18 protein-coding genes are annotated in these 19153 nt (G+C 36.2%); all 18 read left to right on the forward strand.

The window, feature by feature from the left end; translation table 11 throughout:
* The first annotated feature begins 1 nt into the window (after position 1).
* Positions 2-1996 (forward strand): hypothetical protein, encoded by a 1995-nt coding sequence (locus tag KKD45_00415; GenBank protein MBU4308968.1) that lies wholly within the window; start codon positions 2-4, stop codon positions 1994-1996.
* Entirely contained in the window at positions 1975-2403 is a 429-nt protein-coding gene (locus tag KKD45_00420) for a hypothetical protein (protein ID MBU4308969.1), read from the forward strand. The genes KKD45_00415 and KKD45_00420 overlap by 22 nt, the downstream gene beginning before the upstream one ends.
* A gap of 1 nt (position 2404) precedes the next feature.
* Entirely contained in the window at positions 2405-4078 is a 1674-nt protein-coding gene (locus tag KKD45_00425) for a hypothetical protein (protein ID MBU4308970.1), read from the forward strand.
* Between the two features lie 71 nt (positions 4079-4149).
* The gene (locus tag KKD45_00430) at positions 4150-5037 is read left to right on the forward strand and encodes a hypothetical protein (GenBank protein MBU4308971.1); all 888 of its coding nucleotides are present in this window, start codon (positions 4150-4152) and stop codon (positions 5035-5037) included.
* Positions 5038-5079: 42 nt separating this feature from the next.
* Complete coding sequence (locus KKD45_00435) at positions 5080-6381, forward strand: hypothetical protein (protein MBU4308972.1); 1302 nt, start codon at positions 5080-5082, stop codon at positions 6379-6381.
* Between the two features lie 36 nt (positions 6382-6417).
* On the forward strand, positions 6418-7521 hold the full coding sequence (locus tag KKD45_00440; protein ID MBU4308973.1) for a glycosyltransferase family 4 protein: 1104 nt from the start codon (positions 6418-6420) through the stop codon (positions 7519-7521).
* Between the two features lie 3 nt (positions 7522-7524).
* Positions 7525-7881: a hypothetical protein gene (locus KKD45_00445; protein ID MBU4308974.1), complete on the forward strand. Its 357-nt coding sequence runs from the start codon at positions 7525-7527 to the stop codon at positions 7879-7881.
* Between the two features lie 638 nt (positions 7882-8519).
* A complete protein-coding gene (mraZ, locus tag KKD45_00450; protein ID MBU4308975.1) occupies positions 8520-8951 on the forward strand; it encodes a division/cell wall cluster transcriptional repressor MraZ in 432 nt (143 codons plus the stop codon).
* A 367-nt stretch (positions 8952-9318) separates the two neighbouring features.
* Positions 9319-10278, forward strand: coding sequence for a 16S rRNA (cytosine(1402)-N(4))-methyltransferase RsmH (gene rsmH, locus KKD45_00455; GenBank protein ID MBU4308976.1), 960 nt, complete (start codon positions 9319-9321; stop codon positions 10276-10278).
* Between the two features lie 28 nt (positions 10279-10306).
* Positions 10307-10684, forward strand: a complete 378-nt coding sequence (locus KKD45_00460; protein ID MBU4308977.1) for a cell division protein FtsL — start codon at positions 10307-10309, stop codon at positions 10682-10684.
* A 25-nt stretch (positions 10685-10709) separates the two neighbouring features.
* Positions 10710-12716, forward strand: coding sequence for a penicillin-binding protein 2 (locus KKD45_00465; GenBank protein ID MBU4308978.1), 2007 nt, complete (start codon positions 10710-10712; stop codon positions 12714-12716).
* Positions 12717-12899: 183 nt separating this feature from the next.
* Positions 12900-14186, forward strand: coding sequence for a UDP-N-acetylmuramoyl-tripeptide--D-alanyl-D-alanine ligase (locus KKD45_00470; GenBank protein ID MBU4308979.1), 1287 nt, complete (start codon positions 12900-12902; stop codon positions 14184-14186).
* Positions 14187-14250: 64 nt separating this feature from the next.
* Positions 14251-14949 (forward strand): glycosyltransferase family 2 protein, encoded by a 699-nt coding sequence (locus KKD45_00475; protein MBU4308980.1) that lies wholly within the window; start codon positions 14251-14253, stop codon positions 14947-14949.
* Entirely contained in the window at positions 14949-15413 is a 465-nt protein-coding gene (locus KKD45_00480; protein MBU4308981.1) for a DUF192 domain-containing protein, read from the forward strand. Before KKD45_00475 ends, KKD45_00480 begins: the two co-directional genes overlap by 1 nt.
* Before the next feature lie 10 nt (positions 15414-15423).
* Positions 15424-16986 (forward strand): O-antigen ligase family protein, encoded by a 1563-nt coding sequence (locus tag KKD45_00485; GenBank protein MBU4308982.1) that lies wholly within the window; start codon positions 15424-15426, stop codon positions 16984-16986.
* A gap of 87 nt (positions 16987-17073) precedes the next feature.
* The gene (gene greA / locus KKD45_00490) at positions 17074-17532 is read left to right on the forward strand and encodes a transcription elongation factor GreA (protein ID MBU4308983.1); all 459 of its coding nucleotides are present in this window, start codon (positions 17074-17076) and stop codon (positions 17530-17532) included.
* Positions 17533-17830: 298 nt separating this feature from the next.
* Positions 17831-18229 carry an Rrf2 family transcriptional regulator gene (locus tag KKD45_00495; protein MBU4308984.1) on the forward strand — a complete coding sequence of 133 codons (399 nt, stop codon included), beginning with the start codon at positions 17831-17833 and terminating at the stop codon, positions 18227-18229.
* 174 nt (positions 18230-18403) lie between these two features.
* The gene (locus tag KKD45_00500; protein MBU4308985.1) at positions 18404-19144 is read left to right on the forward strand and encodes a L,D-transpeptidase; all 741 of its coding nucleotides are present in this window, start codon (positions 18404-18406) and stop codon (positions 19142-19144) included.
* Positions 19145-19153 lie beyond the last annotated feature (9 nt).

Raw genomic sequence — 19153 nt, forward strand, 5'->3', positions numbered from 1 at the left:
TATGAACTATAATAGTTTTTTATCCAATGGCGACTTCGTTTTTCCATTTGAGTTTGTTGATTATTTCAATGAGCATTTTTTTCTGTGGTCTTTTAACAAGAGTGCTTTAAATTTGGATAGTATTATTAGGCTGCTCATTAGAATACCTAATTTACTAGTTTTCTATTCGTCTAACAATATTGTTGTTTCCTATTTTTATATTATTTTTTGTTTGGTCGTTGGCTTCTTTTCGTTTTATTATTTTTTAAGCTCTTTTTTGGATATTAAAAGAAAGTCGGTGATTGTTATATCTTCGTTATTCTTTGTGTTTAATCCAATTTTTTTGGGCAATAGCGCCAAGATGGGGCTCGTGCTTGCGGCGTCTTTGTTGCCATTGATATTAACATTAATTAGAAATTTTTACGCGAAAAAAGATTTTAGATTCTTATTGCTTTCTTTTTTTGTCCTCAATGCCTCTTTTATACATCCGTTCACATTTATCGTTAATATTCTCGTTGGTGGCGTTTATTTTATTTTTCTACTAATGAGAAATGTGGATTTTTTGTTTAAAAATATAAAAAAGTTTTTTCTTTTCGTTTTTGTCGGAATTTGCCTGAATTTTTATTTTCTTATCCCGCTAATATCAGTTGGCACGATTGACAAAGGGGCGATTTTGAATGTTGTTAGCGGCGAGGAGATTAATTATTTCGAGTTGGTTGATATTGCCAATGCTGACAATATCCTAACTTCTCTTTCATTGACAAAAAATGTATTTAAAGACTTTGATTTTTTTAGTCAGCACACTGCTGGTTTGTATTTTTTTTCAATCTTTTTTTTGTATATCGTGATTTTTTCTCCATTTTTGTTGGCGAATAAAAAAAGCAATCAGCAACATCGGGTAGTATTTGTAATGTCACTTCTATTTTTTTTATTGCTAGTTCTTTTATCAACTGGAACATTCTTACATATTGATTGGATTATTAAAAAAATTATATCTTTGCCCGGCGGATGGTCGTTTCGGTCACCATTGAAGTGGCAATTATACGAGCCGATGCTAATTTCGTCGATGTTGGCAATTGCATCCAGTTTTATATACAGCCAGAGCAAGAAGTTTTACAGGGGGTACGTCATCATAATTATCGTATTGATGGTTTTTATTAACTTCTATGTATGCTTTGACGTGACCAGAAAGTTATTAATACCAAGACATGTTGAAAATTTCAGCAGACTTTTAAGTGACGAGTTTTATAAAAAAAGTTTCTTAGTTATTGAGGGTGAAAGATATCAGAGTTTTTCAAAAAATAACAAAGATGCTTATTTAGAGCTGAAACAAATATTAAGCTCGGATAATGTCCAGGTTAAGTCAGTTTCATCAAGTAATGTCAGTAAGGTGGCGTTAAGGAATTTTGATTATTTGTTGGTTTTTGACAAAAGTTATAATTTTGAGAACTTCGTAAGAGTTGATGAGTTTGTCAATGGCGGGGTGATTCTTCTCGGCAATGAAAAAAAAGACAACAGATACATTTTTGTTAATGAGAATCTTTATTTATTGAGTGATGCTATAAAAAAAACTAATTATCCGAAGAGTATTGGTTATGAATCAGTGAATCAAGTTAAAAAGTTGATTTATATAAAATCCGCAACACAGCCATTTTTTATCACCATGAATGAGGGTTATCATGCGCAATGGCAGATGGAGGCGAATGATAAGAATGTGCATGGTTTTTGGGGGCAGTGGTCGCCATTCGTTAGACCAAATAAGGTGGAAAATAAATATCATTATAAGTTAGACGGATTTTTAAATACATGGTATGTAGATGTGCCGAATTTTTGTCGCGACAACAGTGCTTGTGTTAAAAATAATAATGGTTCGTATGATATAAATATAGTTGTTGAATTTTGGCCACAGCGTTGGTTTTATTTTGGTTTGCTGATAAGTAGCTTGGTTGTGCTTGGCAGCGTTGTTTATTTAATTTACGATTTATTAAAAATAAAATGGAGAAGGACATTGAGATAATTATTAAAATACCAGATTTCCGGCATTTATTAAGAATGCTGTCTTTCTATTTTCGTAAAGCTTCCATGTTAATCGTGACAGATTTTATTAATAGGAAATGGCGCGGTTTGTTTGTGTTGTTGATTTCGATTGTAATTTATTTTTTTGGTGGATTGTCAGTGGCTTTGATGTGGTTATTGTTTTTATTGTTTTTGGTTTATCAGTGGGATAATCGAGCTATCGCTTTTGTGGCTATAATATTGCTGGCCGCTTGTCCGTTTTTAATTTATTTCAAAAAAAATGATTGGGCGGAGCTGGTAGCAATTTATGCTTATTATTTTTTGGTAATAATGGTTGTTTTGCAAATTGTGGAATATAAACTTGAACAAAGGCGCGCAAATATGTTAAAAAAAATTTGGTTTAAATAATATGAAATTATTACAAAAAATCGATAAAAATATTTTCATTTTTCTAGGACTAGCAATCCTGATTTTATGGCAGATGCTTTTGCCTGGCTATATTTTAACTTTGGACATGATCTTTGCGCCGAAAATAAAATTGTTGATTACTGATGGGGCTTTTTATAATACTTATCCAGTGAGATATTTATTGCATCTTTTGAATTTTGTTTTTACAGGCTGGATTATTCAAAAGATAATTTTACTAACTTTATTTTTCGTTATCGGCTACATATCCTTGTTATTTATTTCTGTTCCAAGGAAGCACTACGCCAATTATTGGGCAGCACTTTTTTACACGCTTAATCCTTTTGTCTATGAGCGCTTTTTGGCGGGGCATTGGACACATCTTTTTGCCTACGCCTTTTTGCCGCCACTAACTTTTTATCTTGTGCAATTTTACAATAATCCAGAATGGCGTTCTGGGGCTTGGTTGTTTGCTTGGTTGTTTGCAATCGGTTTATTCTCAACGCATTTTGTGATCATGGCTGGCTTGCTTGTTTGTGTTACAATCTTGATAAAATTAATCAGCTACTCACGGAGTAATAAAAATAAATTTATTAGTTTGTTAAAAATCTCAGCCATCTCCGGTGTGTCTTTTTTGATTGCGAGTGCTTATTGGCTGGTGCCTTATCTTTTGCACCGCGGGCAATCGGTTGTGAATACTTTTTCCGGAGCCAATTGGGAGGCATTCAAGACGGCTGGTGATGTGTATCTAGGAACGAGCTTGAATGTTTTGGCGTTGTATGGTTTTTGGGGGGAGCGTGAGAATTGGGCGGGGTATTGGTTGTGGCCGAAAGATCATTTTCTTTTTTGGTTGACTGTGGCGATGGTGTTGGCAATCTTTTTGTTGATTGGCGTACGGGCGAGCTTGAAAAATAAAGAGGCGAGAGGGTTGGGGATTTTTTATTTGCTCTTGGCGCTGGTAGCTTTTATTTTTTCAGTCGGCATCGGTGATACGATTTTTAAAAATCTTAATCTCTGGCTTTTTGAGCATATTGGTTTTTGGCGCGGTTTTCGGGACACGCAAAAATTTAGCGCTTGGTTGGTTTTGGCTTATGCCTATTTTGGTGGTTTTGCCTTAGTGGCGATTATGGATTATTGGCAGGAAAAGAAAAATAAATTCAGCGAACAAATCTTGTGGGCAATTTTCTTATTGCCAATTTTATATACCTATCCCATGGTTGGTGGTTTTGCGCGGCAATTGCAACCGGTTGACTATCCGCAAAGCTGGTATGAGGTGAATGAAATCTTGAATCAAGATAAGAGTGAGTTTAAAGTTTTGTATTTGCCTTGGCATCAATATTTATCCCTGGATTTCAATAATAATTTGATTACGGCCAATCCAGCCAGGGCTTTTTTTGATAAAGAGGTGCTTCAGGGAGAGAATATGGAGATTGGTGGCATTTTCAGTCAGACTAATAATCTAGAAAATGCCGAGATTGAGAAAATATTACTAAACACTGAGATTAACCCCGATCAAGCAGTGCAACAATTATTTGACAGGGGGGTAAAATACCTGTTAATAAGCGATGAATTATTGGCTAATGATTATTTAGAATACAAAATCCTCGATTCGTCAAATTTTATAGTCATCTATAGACAAAACCACTTGACATTTTTAAAATTAGCGCCTAAGATTTAATGACTTCAAATAATACCTTAATTTATCACTATTAAGATATTAATAATTTGTTTAATAATAAAGTAAAATATATGAAAAAGCAGACAATGCGATGGGCAATTTTTATTTCAGCGATCATTATGATTTCCGGTTTTTTTGGCACCGGTAGATATTACGGCATCAAGATCGCTTTTGGTTATGGCGGTGGTGGTTATTTTGCACCAGCACCTACTCCATACATTCCACCGGCAGTTTTGTCATTGTTGGGCATCAGTACTCCTGAGCAAGTTTTTACCCCTAGTGGCAATGCAATCATTTCCAATACTTTTGGTCATGGTGAAAAAGTTACCATTAATGCTCCTCAAAGTGTGGCAAATAACAATATTTCATTTAGATTACAAATGAGCACAGTAAGTGTCGGTAGAATTATCGGCGGTATCAACGGTTCCTTTGTGCTTGGCAATAGTGTTTTCAATCTGACAGCTCGCGACGCTGACAACCGAATGGTTACCAATTTTGGAGACAATATCACGGTGACAATTGCAATGCCGAATTTGCCAAACGATGTTTCCGGTTTAGGTGTATATTGGTTCAATGCCGCTAATCAACAATGGACATTGGTGCCAGGGGCAAAATTTGACCCAGCAACTGATTCGGTTACTTTCCAAACTAATCATTTTACCACTTTTGCCATTATCAAAAACATGAACAATAAGGTAGCACCAGCCATTGCTAAGACGCAACCAGTGCCTGTGGTAAAAAATATTCCAAAAGTAACTACAAAAAAGACGGTTACTAAGGCTACAAAAGTTGTTGTTAAAAAGAAATACGAAGACGGCGCTTTGTTAAGTTTGGATAATAGAGAATTGTATATGGTGATGGGCGGAAAATTAGTTAAGGTTAATAACAACGAAAATCTAAGAGGGTACGTGTATGGTGATATCCTTAATGTAACCGCCAACGACTTGAAAGCATTTTAAAATAATTTATTAAAATATATAAATATTAAGCAAGCAAAAAATATGAAAAAGATAACAAAATACGCAATTTTATCAGCTTCAATATTTGTAATATCTGTTGTGTATATTGCATTTAGAGCTGAAGGGCAAATTAAACCTTATTATTCCGGCGACGCCGTTTATGCTAATGGAAAAGTTATTTTCGGTTCTATGAACAATGATGGTGTATTGGAATTATTCTCATTTAGCAATAATGCTATTCAAAGAGGAGCAGTGATTAAATCAAGTGCAGCTCTTTTGCCACGTTCAGCGACAAAGAGAATTTATGATTTCGCCTTAACTAATGAGGGCGGTAAAGCTTTTGTTTATACAGCTGAAGGAAAAAAGATGAGTAAATATGATATTTCTAATATCAATGTGCCGGTATTTGTTAAACAGGTGGTGGAGAATAATGGTGATTGGTATATTGGTATCAAGAAATATGATGGCAGATTGATGACTGTTGGCACTAAAGAAACAAAGTTGTGGAATTATAACTTGCAAAACATTGATGGTTTCAAGGTTTTAAATACTCGTTCATACAATGTGGGTATTAGCAATGAAGGTGATTATATTTTCAACATCGGTACTACCTCAGTAAGTATTTTTGATACCGTAGTTCGTAATTACGCTTCTAAATTAAATTTAAAAATTACTGATAATCATTTTCGAAAATCATACTTTGATGATAAGTTAAATAAATTATTTGTGGCTGATGATGAAAAATTGGTTCAGGTTGCAACTAACGGAACTGTAACTGATACCTACAAGCATATTTCTAACAGTGGTTACGATGTTGATGCTGTTCAAAACAGCGCCCATGTATACATGACTGACGGTTTAGGTGTAATCAAATTGAACAAATCAAATTTAGATCAAGTGAAATGGGCATACACAACGAATGCAAATGGCAAGAAAGGCGGTTGGGCAATGGGCTTGAACGTGGTAGCAACCGACAAAGGTGAAAAATTAGTTGTTTTCAATAATAGCAATATCATCGTCATGGATAGTAATTTAAAAGTTTTGGGCTCAGTTGACGCGATTGAAGAATCTGATGTAGCCTTTATTGAGGAACCATTATTAATACGATTGGATAAAACTGATGCATTGGTAAATATGCCAGTATTGGTAAGCGGAACCGGCTTTGCTTATAATGAGGAGATTACGGTAACTATTTTGGGTAAATCTTTCTTAACTAATGCAGATAGCAATGGTCGTTTTAAGACCAATATCACCGTTCCGGGATCTTTGCCAAAAAGAGCTGATATTAAGGCAACTGGCAAGGCTTCAAAATTAACTTATAGCACCTCGATTAACATTCGATAATAACTCTTAACATATTTTTGTTAATAGGCCTAATATATGAGGATAATATTTATTGGTCAAAAAGGAATACCAGCTACCTATGGTGGCGTTGAAAAACATGTTGAAGATTTAGCAACACGCTTGGTTCGCGACGGCCATGAGGTGACTGTCTATACTCGAAAAAAGTACACTTCAGATAAATTAAAAAGCTACAAAGGTGTAGAACTAATTAGCCTTCCAAGTATTGCGACTAAGCACTTGGATGCGATTAGCCACACCTTTTTGGCTTGTTTGGATGTTATTTTTCGTCAAAAGGCTGATGTTGTTCATTTTCATTCTATCGGACCATCTTTGCTGACTTGGATGATTAAAGTTTTTAAACCGCGCACTCGATTGGTGGCGACTTTCCATTCCCAATGTTATAATCATCAAAAATGGGGTTCCCTGGCTAAGTTTTTCTTACACATGGGCGAGTGGATGATTTGTACTGTGCCGGACAAGACCATAACAGTTTCAAGGAGTTTGACCAGCTATGCAGCAGAAAAATACGGTAAAACAACTACTTATATTCCTAACGGTGTAGAGGTAATGGCTCAGAAAGAGGCTGATCTGATTAAGAAATGGGGACTGGAAAGTGGTAATTATATCGTCACAATTTCCCGTTTGGTTCGACATAAGGGTATCCAATATTTAATAGATGCCTATAAACAAATTGATACAAAGAAGAAATTGGTAATTGTTGGTGATGGTGCTTTTACTGATGATTATGTTCATGAATTAAAGGACTTGGCAGGAAATAACCCGAATATTATTTTTACCGGTAATCAATCTGGTGAAATTTTGCAGGAATTATTTTCTAATGCATTTCTTTTTGTGCAACCATCTGAGTCAGAAGGTTTATCAATTGCCTTGCTCGAGGCGATGTCATATGGACGACCGGTATTGGTTAGTGATATACTAGAGAATGTTGAGATTGTTAATAGTGTCGGATTTGTTTTTGCCAATAAAAAAGTTGATGATCTGACCTTGAAATTACGAGCCGTTTTATTGATGGATGAAGCTGTTTTGCAAGAAAATGCTTTGAAGTTAAAATCAATAGTGGCAAATAATTATAATTGGGGCAATATCGTAAGGGAGATTGAAGTGTTATATAAAAAATAAAAAATGCATTTAATAATCAATACTGCTGAAAATAATAAAATCTCGCTTTCTCTCAAAGATGGCGAGATTTTTATTGATAAAATGGCGGTTGAGTCTAAATTTACACAGGCGGAAAAATTATTGCCTTTAATTGATGAATTATTGCTTAAAAATCATAAGAAATTATCAGGTATTAATAAAATAAGCGTGGCTAACAGGGGTGAGGGATTTACTTCTTTGCGCATCGGCGTGGTGACAGCAAATGCGCTTGGCTATGCCTTGGGCGTGCCAGTTTTTTCTATTAGTGATGAGAAGACAGAAACGAATAATGAATTTGATGTAATTAAGCCCGCCTATAGTCGGGAGCCAAATATAACCTAAGTTTTAGGGTGTTGTGGATTAAATGTTGATAACAGGGTATAACTATTTTTTGCTCAAAAGGCCAACTTGTTAACAGTTGGCCTTTTTTTATTTGTCTTTCGCTAGCTTTAAGTAAATAATTAGTGGGGCATGATGATTGACTTTTGGTGATTTGTGGTGTATACTTAAATCATAAAGGTGAGAAGTGGTGAATTGAGGTGAATGGTAAAAAAGGAAAAATAATCCGCTACGGCGGGTGAAGATAAATAAAGTCCCATCATTTTAAAACATGGGCCAAGTCGGTCAGGGCTTATAAAATAAACTGACTCAAAACAAAAGTTAAGGCGAAGAAGGGGACCAAGCTTACCGCCACACGGTAAGATTAGTCTTCTCCTGTGTCTAAATCTAGATCAGGGATTAAAATTACCATGCTTGTCGTGTGCGTAACTTTATAAAAAACAAAAAACAAAAATAAACATCAAAAAGTCCGCCTACACCAAGGAGATGGCGAACTATCGTAAAATAAAAACAAAAACAAAAATCAAATAGCTTAGATTCATAACCTAGGTTAAAAAACAAAAGTTAAGGCGAAGAAGGGGTTTGAAAAAAGACTTTTTCAAACTTCTCCTGGGTCTAAATGAGGAATTAATTTTACGCGAATGTTTATTGGAGAATACAAACACAATTTGGATAGCAAGGGAAGAATGGCTATTCCGGCTAAATTTCGACAGATATTGGAAAGCGGAGCAGTTGTGACCAGGGGCCTGGACAATTGTCTTTTTTTGTATTCTAAGGATTCATGGGAAAAAATAGCGAAAAAGTTAGCTGATTTGCCAGTTAGTCAGGCCAAGGCTAGAGCTTTTTCTCGGCTAATGTTAGCTGGTGCAATGGATGTTGATTTTGATAATCAGGGACGAATTACTTTACCGGAATATTTAAGAAGTTTTGCTAATTTAGATAAAAAAACTATCATTGCCGGTCTTTATGACCGTTTGGAAATTTGGGATGAAGAGCAATGGAATAAATACAAAACTGGAGCTGAGTCTGAAAGTACGGAAATTGCTGAGGCAATGGGAGAATTAGGAGTCTAAAACTTAAAAACAAAAAATAAAAATAAAAATTACAAACATGATTCATTGATTTATGTTTGGATGACAAATTAAATGACAATTAGAATTAAGTGCAACCCCCATGCTGCTAATTCTGAACAATTGAGAGTGCGCGTTATCAAAGCCCCATTAGTAGATAACAAAGATCTACACATGGTTATCTTTGAAAGAGCTCGTGCCCTTGTATTGTAATTAAAACGCATTGTATCTCAGATACTTTGCGTTTTTTTACTTAGAACTTTGGATAATTTGTAAATATTGTTTAGTGGGAATGGCTACAACCTCACCCCGACCCTCTCCTGTCCAGGAGAGGGAGAGTATAGAATTATTTATTGTCTGTATTAATTGAATGGAATATAAACACATACCAGTAATGCTTGAGGAGGCTATCGAGAATCTTAATATAAAATTAGGCGGTTTTTATGTGGACTGCACCTTGGGCGGCGCCGGTTATACAACGAGAATTGCTTCATTGGTGGGCAGCAAGGGACGAGTGCTAGCAACTGATTTAGATAGTTTGGCTATTAAGAATGCTGAAGCTAGGCTAAAAAAGGAAAAATTAAAAAATGTTATTATCGTGAAAGATAATTTTAGAAATTTAGCAAAAATTTTGGATGAAAATACCGAATTTAAAAACAAAAAAATTGATGGAATTGTATTCGATTTGGGTTTGTCTAGTGCTCAACTCGACGACCGGAATCGGGGAATTTCTTTCAAATATGATACGCCGCTAGATATGGCGTTTGAGACGACTGATGATGGCGAGATGAATAAACGGACGAGTCGGATTGTGAATAAATGGCGTATTGAACATATTGAAAAAATTTTAAAAGACTACGGTGAAGAGCCATTTGCAAGACGGATTGCGAAGTTGATAACAATGGCACGAAGAAAAAAACCAATTGAAACTACCGGACAATTAGTGGAGATAATAAAAAAAGCGATTCCGCCAAAATTACAGAATGCCAAAATTCACTTTGCGACGCGAACATTTCAAGCTTTGCGGATTGCCACGAATGAAGAATTGGAAAGTTTGACCGAAGTTTTGCCGCAAGCGATTGAGGCCCTAGCTGAAGGTGGACGTTGCGTGGTGATTTCATACCACAGTTTAGAGGACCGAATTGTAAAGGACTATTTTAAGCAAGAAAGTCAGGATTGTATCTGTGATTCAAAGCAAATGATGTGCAGTTGTAATCATGAGAAAAAAATAAAAATTATCAACAAAAAAGTGATACCACCAACTGAGGCCGAGATTAAAAATAATCCGAGAGCTAGGAGTGCAAAAATGCGGGTCATTGAGAAAATATAAAAAAAATAAAAATTTAAAAATAAAAAAAATGACACAAACACAAAAACAAAACTATCAACTTACAAAAAATACTTTTCAAGAAGAATTTGAAGGTCGGCCACAAAATAAAAAGAGAGATTATTTGGATTATGTGAAGCTCTTGAATAAAGTTATTATATTTTTTATAATATTTAATGCCGTCTATTTTGTGATGAATGTTAATGATTTATCAATCAAAGGCTTTGTTTTGAACAGTCAGAAGGCAAAGGTCTTTAAGTTGACAGAAGAAAATAAGAGCTTGGAATTGGAAATAACTAAATTAAGTGCCTTGAGCAATGTTGAAAAAAGAGCCCAAGAAATGAAATTGGTTAAAGTTGATAAGATTGATTATATTGAGGTTAATGATGGGGCAGTGGCTATGAAATAAATATTTTTAAGTTTTTGTTGATGATATGTTGAATCGAAAGTCAGCCCGAGGCGGATCCGCCTTGAACGGGAAAAAAAAGAACACCGATTTTGTGAAAAAAGAGAATCGTCAGAAAATTGTTTTGGCGATTGTTTTTTTATTGGCGGCGGGGATTATTTATCGCTTGTTTGATTTGCAAGTAATAAAGCATGATTTGTATACAAAGATGGCCTCTGTGCAGCATCAAGTATATAATAAATTAATGCCGATGCGAGGACGGATTTTTTTGACCGATGAGAAAAATACTGATTTTGATGGTTTGTATCCATTGGCGATTAATAAGGAGTTCGCAACAATTTTTGCCGTGCCGGCCGACATTGTTGATGATCCAGCTACGGTGGCTGGAAAATTGTATGACATTTTGGATAAGGAGGATGTGGAAAAGGAGGTGGCGATTTTTCTAAGCAGTGATCCGCTTTTTGCTGAGGCTACTTCAACTATTGAATTTGTAATTGCATCATCGTCTAATTATATAAACCCTGACTTGGTGGCTAAATTGGCAGACGCGAAGTATTACAATCGATTGGCTGAATTCAAGCTAATTAAAAAAGAGCTGGAAATCGAATGGCGTCGTGATGTAATTTTGAAAAAATATACGGAAAGATTGTCAAAGAAAAACGATCTTTATGAATTGATTAAGCGCAAAGTTGATGAAGATAATTTAAAATTAATTACCGATCTGAATATTACTGGCATCGAACATGTTATGGAGAGTTATCGCTTTTATCCAAGTGGTAATATGAGTTCGCATATAACCGGTTATGTATCAAATACTGACGATGGTCAAGTGGGGCATTATGGCCTGGAAGGGTTTTTCAATGAAGAGTTAACTGGTATAGCTGGGTTTATGAGGGCGGAACGATCGGCTAATGGCAAGGTGGTAATTGTTGATGACCGCGAAGTGTTACAGGCTCAGAATGGTAGTGATATTATCTTAACGATTGATCGTTCAATCCAATATGAAGCTTGCACAAGAATTAAGGAGGGGGTAATCAAATATGGTGCGCGCACCGGAAGTGTGATTATCATGGAGCCGAAGACGGGGGCTATTTTGGCGATGTGTTCTTATCCTGATTTTGATCCGAATAATTACAATGAAGCGCCGGACATGAATATTTTTAATAATCCGAGTATTTTCGGCGGATATGAGCCGGGATCAATTTTTAAAGCTTATACTTTGGCGGCTGGCTTGGATCAAGAAAAGATTACGCCGAAGACAACTTATACTGATAAAGGTTTTGTGATGGTGCCGGGATGGAGTAAACCGATTAAAAATTCTGATTTTTTGAAAAAAGGCGGACACGGCGTAGTGGATATGGATACGGTTTTGGAAAAATCTTTGAATACGGGTACGATTTTTGTGATGAATAAAATTGGTGCCGAAACCTTTATTGATTATGTGAAAAAATTTGGTTTTGGCGAAAAAACCGGTATTGAATTGGAGACGGAAAGCATAACCAATATTGTGAATTTAAACCGAAAGACTTTGCGTCCGATTGAGGTGGCAACGGCAACTTTTGGACAAGGTATTACCGCGACACCATTGCAATTGACCGCAGCTTATGCAGCTATTGCTAATGGTGGTATTTTGATGAAGCCTTATTTGGTAAAAGAAATTAGAACTTCATCTGGTGAAAAAAGCGCCACGCAACCGACTGAGGTGCGCCGTGTGATTTCAGAACGAGCAGCGATGATGCTGTCTGGCATGTTGGTAAATGTAATTGATAAAGGTCATGCCAAGTTGGCAGCCGTGCCTGGTTATTACATTGCCGGTAAGACTGGTACAGCGCAGGTAGCTGGTCGCGGAGGTTATATCAATCGGACCATGCACAGCTTTGCTGGTTTTGCGCCGGTTGATGATCCAAAATTTGTTGCCTTGGTTATGTTGGATAACCCTGTTAATTCGCCTTGGGCTGATTCTTCAGCGGCACCGACATTCCAACAGGTTGCGTCATTTATTTTGAATTATTATCAAGTGGCGAAAGAGCGATAGCACATCGTCATTCCCGCGAAGGCGGGAATCCAGGTGCCACAGATAATGGCTGCATAATTATAGAAAATGTTTTAATAAAAATATTAATAACAAGAGACTTCGTAAATTTAAATTTTCCCGATATTAAAAACGATATACGAGGTACCTGGATCCCCGCCTTCGCGGGGATGACGGAAGAAATATATGAAAAAACTATTACAATTAAAATTGAAAATATTATCTCAGTTAATTTTGAAAAAATATCAGCCGAAAGTGATCGGTATTACGGGGAGTGTGGGTAAAACGACCACCAAGGAGGCTGTTTACGCTGTCTTGAAAGATAAATTCAAGGTGCGCCGCAATATCAAGAACTATAACAATGAGATTGGTTTGCCCTTGACTATCATTGGCGTGGAGTCGCCCGGAAAAAATCTTTTTGGCTGGCTTGGAGTTTTTTGGAAGGCCGTGTTTATGATTTTGATTAAAGATAAAGATTATCCTGAGGTTTTGATTTTGGAAATGGGTATTGATCGTCCGGGCGATATGATGTATTTGAATGAGATTGCCAATCCAAGTATTGCGATTGTGACGGCGGTGGGCAATGTGCACTTGGAATATTTTGGATCGCGGAAAAAATTACAAAAAGAAAAGGCGGATTTGGTGCGGGTGGTTCCCAAGGAAGGCTTGGTTGTTTTGAATTTTGACAATGAACTGGTGCGAGAAATGAAAAAAGACAGTAGGGCCAAGGTGGTGACGTTTGGCATGGATCCGGGGGCGGATTTGAATTGCAGTGAATCGCGTTTTAGCTTTGAGGGCGGTGGTAGTTTGCAAGGCATTAGTTTTAAAATCAAATACAATGGATCGACAGTACCTTTTCTAATACCAGGCGTAATCGGTTTTAATTCGATTTATGCGGCCATGGCGGCAATTGCAGTTGCCACAAATTTCGGAATGAATATGGTGGAGATTGCGAGCAGGCTGAAGGAATTTCGATCACCGCAGGGTCGAATGAATCTACTCAAGGGTATTAAAAACACTTCGATAATTGATGATACATACAATTCTGAACCAGTCTCTTGTGTGGCAGGCTTGGATGTTTTAGGAAAGTTTGCGGTTAATGTTGGTGCGAAGAAGTTTGCAGTTCTGGGAGATATGTTGGAGCTTGGCCAAGAGAGCGTGGAGCGACATAGGGAAATTGGCGAGAAGGTAAAAAGCGCAGGCGTAAATGTTTTAATTACGGTCGGTGAGCGCTCACGCGATATTGATCATGGAGCGATTGAGGCAGGCATGAAAACTGATAATGTTTTTCATTTTAATAATTCCGAGGAAGCTGGTCTTTTTGTGCAGGAAAAAATCAGACAAGGGGATTTAATTTTTGTGAAAGGGTCACAGGGTGTCCGCATGGAAAAGGTAGTAAAAGAAATTATGGCTGAACCGTTACGTGCAGAGGAGTTGTTGGTGCGCCAGGATAAGGAGTGGGGTAATAAATAAGACATTTGCGCTAATTTTAGAAGTGTGCTATTTTTTTAGCAAATAATAATTAACTATAAAAACTATGATTAGTATCTTAATTCCAGTTTATAATCAAGCTGACAAGATAAAGGCTTGTTTGGAAACTATTAAAAATCAAACTATTCAAGATTTTGAGATTATCATTGTTAATGATGGCTCAAAGGATAATATTGAGGAGGTAATGGAGGACTGTAAAGGTATGTTCACACAAAAATTTTCTTTTATTAGTCAGGTTAATCAAGGAGCGCCAGCAGCACGAAATCGTGCTTGGAAAGAGGCGACCGGTGAATATTTGTTATTCAGTGATGCTGATCTAAAAATGGAGCCGACAATGTTTGAGGAGATGTTGAAAGCGCTCAAAGAAAATCCTGAGGCTTCATATGCTTATTGTTCTCATATGTTTGGTGAAAAATTATTTAGATTTTGGCCGTTTGATGCTGATAAATTAAGAGAGATTCCTTACGTTCATTCAACTTCGCTAATCAGGGCTAAAGATTTTCCAGAGGCGGGTTGGGATATTACATTTAAAAAATTCCAAGATTGGGATATTTTCTTAACCATGCTAGATAATGGTAAAACCGGTGTTTGGATTGATAAAGTTTTGTTCAAGATTGAGACAGGTGGAACGATGAGTGGTTGGTTGCCAGCCGTAGCTTATAGATTGTTTCCGTTTTTGCCTAAAGTAAAAAAATATCAACAATGGATGGCCATTATTAAGAAGAAGCATAATATAAAATTCTAATGCGTAAAATATTTTCATTGTTGGCTGTCTTGTTAATCGTTGGCGTAGCTTATTTGGAAATTAAAGAAAATACCAAAGACGGCCGCTCTTTAGAGTTTCCAAATGTTAAAATAAATGAGACTATTATTAAAGTGCTAGTGGCCGATGACATGCAGGAGCAAACGCAGGGCTTGAGCGATAGGCCGAAGTTGGAAAAAAGTGAGGGCATGCTTTTTGTTTTTGACACCAAGCAGGAACGTTCATTTTGGATGAAACAGATGAATTTCCCGTTGGATATTATCTGGATTGAGGATGATAAAATTGTAAATATTCATAAAAATTTACCACCTGAAGGTGATAATCCGGAAAATCACTATGCCTCGCAATTTAGAATAAATTATGTTTTGGAGGTAAATGCCGGATTTGTAGATGAGCAAAAAATAAAAATTGGTGACACTGTCCAATACAAATTGATTAAAAATTAAAAATAAAAAAATGAATCTAGATAAAAGTTTTTTTACGGTCAAAAAATTCGTGGCGGCGATCCCGACCATGCAAAAAACCGATGGTTTTTTTAAAAAAGTCCTGCTTGCCTTTTTGGCCATTGAGACGCTTTCATTGATTGGTTTTATTTTTCCTGTTTGGGGAAAGATTATTTTTGTTCTTGTGGTCTTGGGGGTGGTATTTTTAACATTCAAAAATTTAGAGTATGGGTTATTTATTTTGTTGGCTGAGTTAATTACCGGTTCAAAGGGGTATTTACTTTTTTTTAATTTGCCACACTTTAATTTGTCTATTAGAATGGCTTTATTTATTGTGGTTATAATTGCCATGGTGGGACAAATTAGCCTACTTGCGATTAAGACTAAAACTTGTCCGCTATTACATTTTTTGAAAAATAAAAACTTTAAATATTTCGTACCGATTATTTTTTTCATAGGCTGGGGGGTGATAAACGCTTTTTTGAGCCACAATGATTTCTCTTATATCTACCAAGATGCCAATGGTTGGCTGTTTTTTGCTTTAATTTTTCCTGTTTATTTTATCTACGAAAATAAAGAGGAGGATGGTAAAAAAATATTTAAGGAAAAAATTATTACTCTATTATTGGCGGCTACTTTTTGGATGGCGATAAAAACCTTTGTATTACTTTTTGTCTTTTCTCATAATTCAGCCTCTACTATGACAACTGTTTATAAGTGGGTTCGCGATACAGGGGTGGGGGAAATAACAAGAATGCCAACCGGTTTTATTCGCATATTTTTTCAATCGCATATTTTTGCAATTGTGTCGTTCTTTATAGTTTTATTCTCAATCGTGGAAAGCAAGAAAGTGAAAATTTTTGATTTTTTGCTCTTGACTACTTATGCGGCAATTACGATTTTGTCTTATTCACGTAGTAATTGGGTTGGCTTTGCAGGTGGCTTAGCTGTGTACTTGTTAATTATTTTATTTTTAAAATCTTGGTCTAGGATCGGCAAGGTTTTTTTGGCAGGTATTGCCTCGATGATTGTGTCGTTTATTTTTATCAATATATTGATCACATTTCCACACCCAAAACCGACGTCAAATTTTAACACGATGGATATCGCGGAAAGAGCAACACAAATTACAAATGAGGCTGGAGTGTCTTCGCGTTGGAAATTATTAACACCTCTTTGGTCTGAAATTAAAAAGTATTTTGTTATGGGTCATGGCTATGGTTCGACTGTAACCTATTTTAGTGAGGACCCGAGAGTGTTGGAAACAAGTCCGACTGGAGAGCTTACTACTTTTGCTTTTGAATGGGGCTGGTTGGAGATTTGGTTAAAACTAGGTTTAATAGGAATGGCGTATTATTTATTTTTGATTGGCAGATTTACGGTATTTAATTTCCATCTTAAAACACTTAATGATTTTTTTACGAGTCCGGAAAATATCACTAAATTAGCGCTAATAATTGGCTTAATTACTATTTCCATAATTTCGTTTTTTAGTCCCTACATGAATCATCCGTTGGGCATAGGATATTTAATTTTAATGTCGATTTTTATTGACAAAAAGTCCTTAAATAGTTAGGATTTGGGGCGCCTTGCAAAAAAACCACTTTTAATATATATTTATAAAATATTTATTAATATTATTTATTCAATTAAAAATTATACTATGGAAGATCAAATTATTACACAAGAGGGTTATGATAAGCTGAAGGATGAGTTGGATCATTTAAAAAATTTTAAAAGAAGAGAAATTGCGGATAGAATTCAAAAGGCCAAGGATATGGGCGACTTGAGTGAAAATGCCGAGTATTCTGAGGCTAAAGACGCACAGGCCTTCAATGATGGCCGCATTGCAGAATTAATGGCGATGTTGAAGAATTTAACCGTAGTCGAGTCAACTGAACATCATGATTCTATTGGTATGGGCTCGAAAATTGTAGTTAAGTCAGATGGCAAGGAAAGAGAGTTCATGATTGTAAGTTTTAATGAGGCTGATCCGATTAATGGCAAGATTTCAAATGAATCACCGTTGGGTAAAGCGTTTATTGGTAAAAAGAAAGGCGCGGTTGTGATGGTGCAGACTCCGAAGGGGGCAAAGGAGTATAGGATTGAGAAGATTAAGTAGATTATTACATTTTTTAAAAGCTCGAATTAGTTTCGAGCTTTTTTTGTTTGATTTTTTCTTATTATTTTAAGCTACGCGCTCTCGCTTGTGTTACTTTTGGGGGCAAAAGTAACCAAAACCCTTGGGGGTGTTAAATGCGCTATCACTTGAAGGGTTTTATCTATTTTAATACTGGCGCTTAGTTCACACCCCCAAGCCCCCAGTGTTATTCTAATATTGGAGAAAATATGGGGTATTATTTAGGATTTGACAAAAAATAACAATATGATATATTTAATACATACTAATTCAGTAGGATATGAAATTTTCAACAAAAACAACTTACGGTTTGCGAGCAATGATTTTGTTGGCCCAAGAAAAGAATAAGAGTGTTCCGCTATCTATGGTGGCGGAGCGCGAAGATATTTCTTTGAAATATTTAGAAAGAATATTTGCCCAATTAAAAAAGGCAAATTTAATTACTTCGGAAATGGGATCAATGGGCGGTTATTGTTTAGCTGGTGAGGCCAAGGATATTACGGTCTATGATATTGTCAAAACTCTGGAGGGTGAAATTGCCCCTTTTTACTGTGTGGCCAAAAGCGAGAAAGTTTTTTGCGGTCATAAATGTAATTGTGGCGTGACCGGAGTTTTGAAAAAAGTACAGGATTCATTAGTTGAGACTTTGAGAGGAATTAAATTGGTGGATTTAATTTAATCCACGTCATTCCCGCGAAGGCGGGAATCCAGACACCTCAGATATTGAATTAAATTTAAAGAAAATAAATGTTGATTTGATATTATTGCAAAGCATTTATAAAAATAGTTTCTATAATTATTAATCCACTCATTGTGGAGCCTGGATTCCCGCCTTCGCGGGAATGACGCAATAATGAAATATTCTATTTTCATTTTACTGTTTCTGTTTACATTTCCTGTTTTTGTGACGGCAAATAATATTATCGACGCTGACGGCGATGGCGTTTCTGACGCAGATGAGATAAATATTTATAAAACTGATCCCAATCTTGCGGATTCAGACAGTGATGGTTATAGTGATTGGCTTGAATTGAATAATGGATTTTCACCACTGACAAAGGAGAATTTAAAATTAGAAGATGTTGATACCGACAAAGATGGCTTGAGTGATAGAATGGAGTTGAAATTTGGTACTGATTTAAAAAATCCCGATACTGATGGTGATGGCTATAAAGACGGCGAGGAAATAAAATTTTATTTTGACCCCTTGAATAAAGAGGCGGTAAAATTACCAAAGAGGTTAGAAGTGAGTCTTGGCGGGCAGATGGTCTATTATTTTTTGGATGGAGTAAGAATGGGTTCTTTTAAAATTTCCTCTGGCAAGGCAAGTATGCCGACACCCAAGGGACATTTTAAAATAATCAATAAGGCCAAAAAGGTTTGGTCTGATTATGGCCTATGGATGCCATATTGGATGGGTATGGGTACTGGTAAGTTTGGTTTTCACGAATTGCCAATTTGGCCCAATGGTTATCGTGAAGGGGAAAATCATTTGGGTATTCCAGTTTCGCACGGTTGCGTACGCCTAGGTGTTGGATCGGCAAAATTTTTGTACGACTGGGCTGAAGTTAGCACGCCGGTGTTTATTTATTAAAAAATTTAT

The sequence above is a fragment of the Patescibacteria group bacterium genome, assembly GCA_018897195.1.
Lineage (GTDB): Bacteria > Patescibacteriota > Patescibacteriia > Patescibacteriales > UBA12075 > JAHILH01.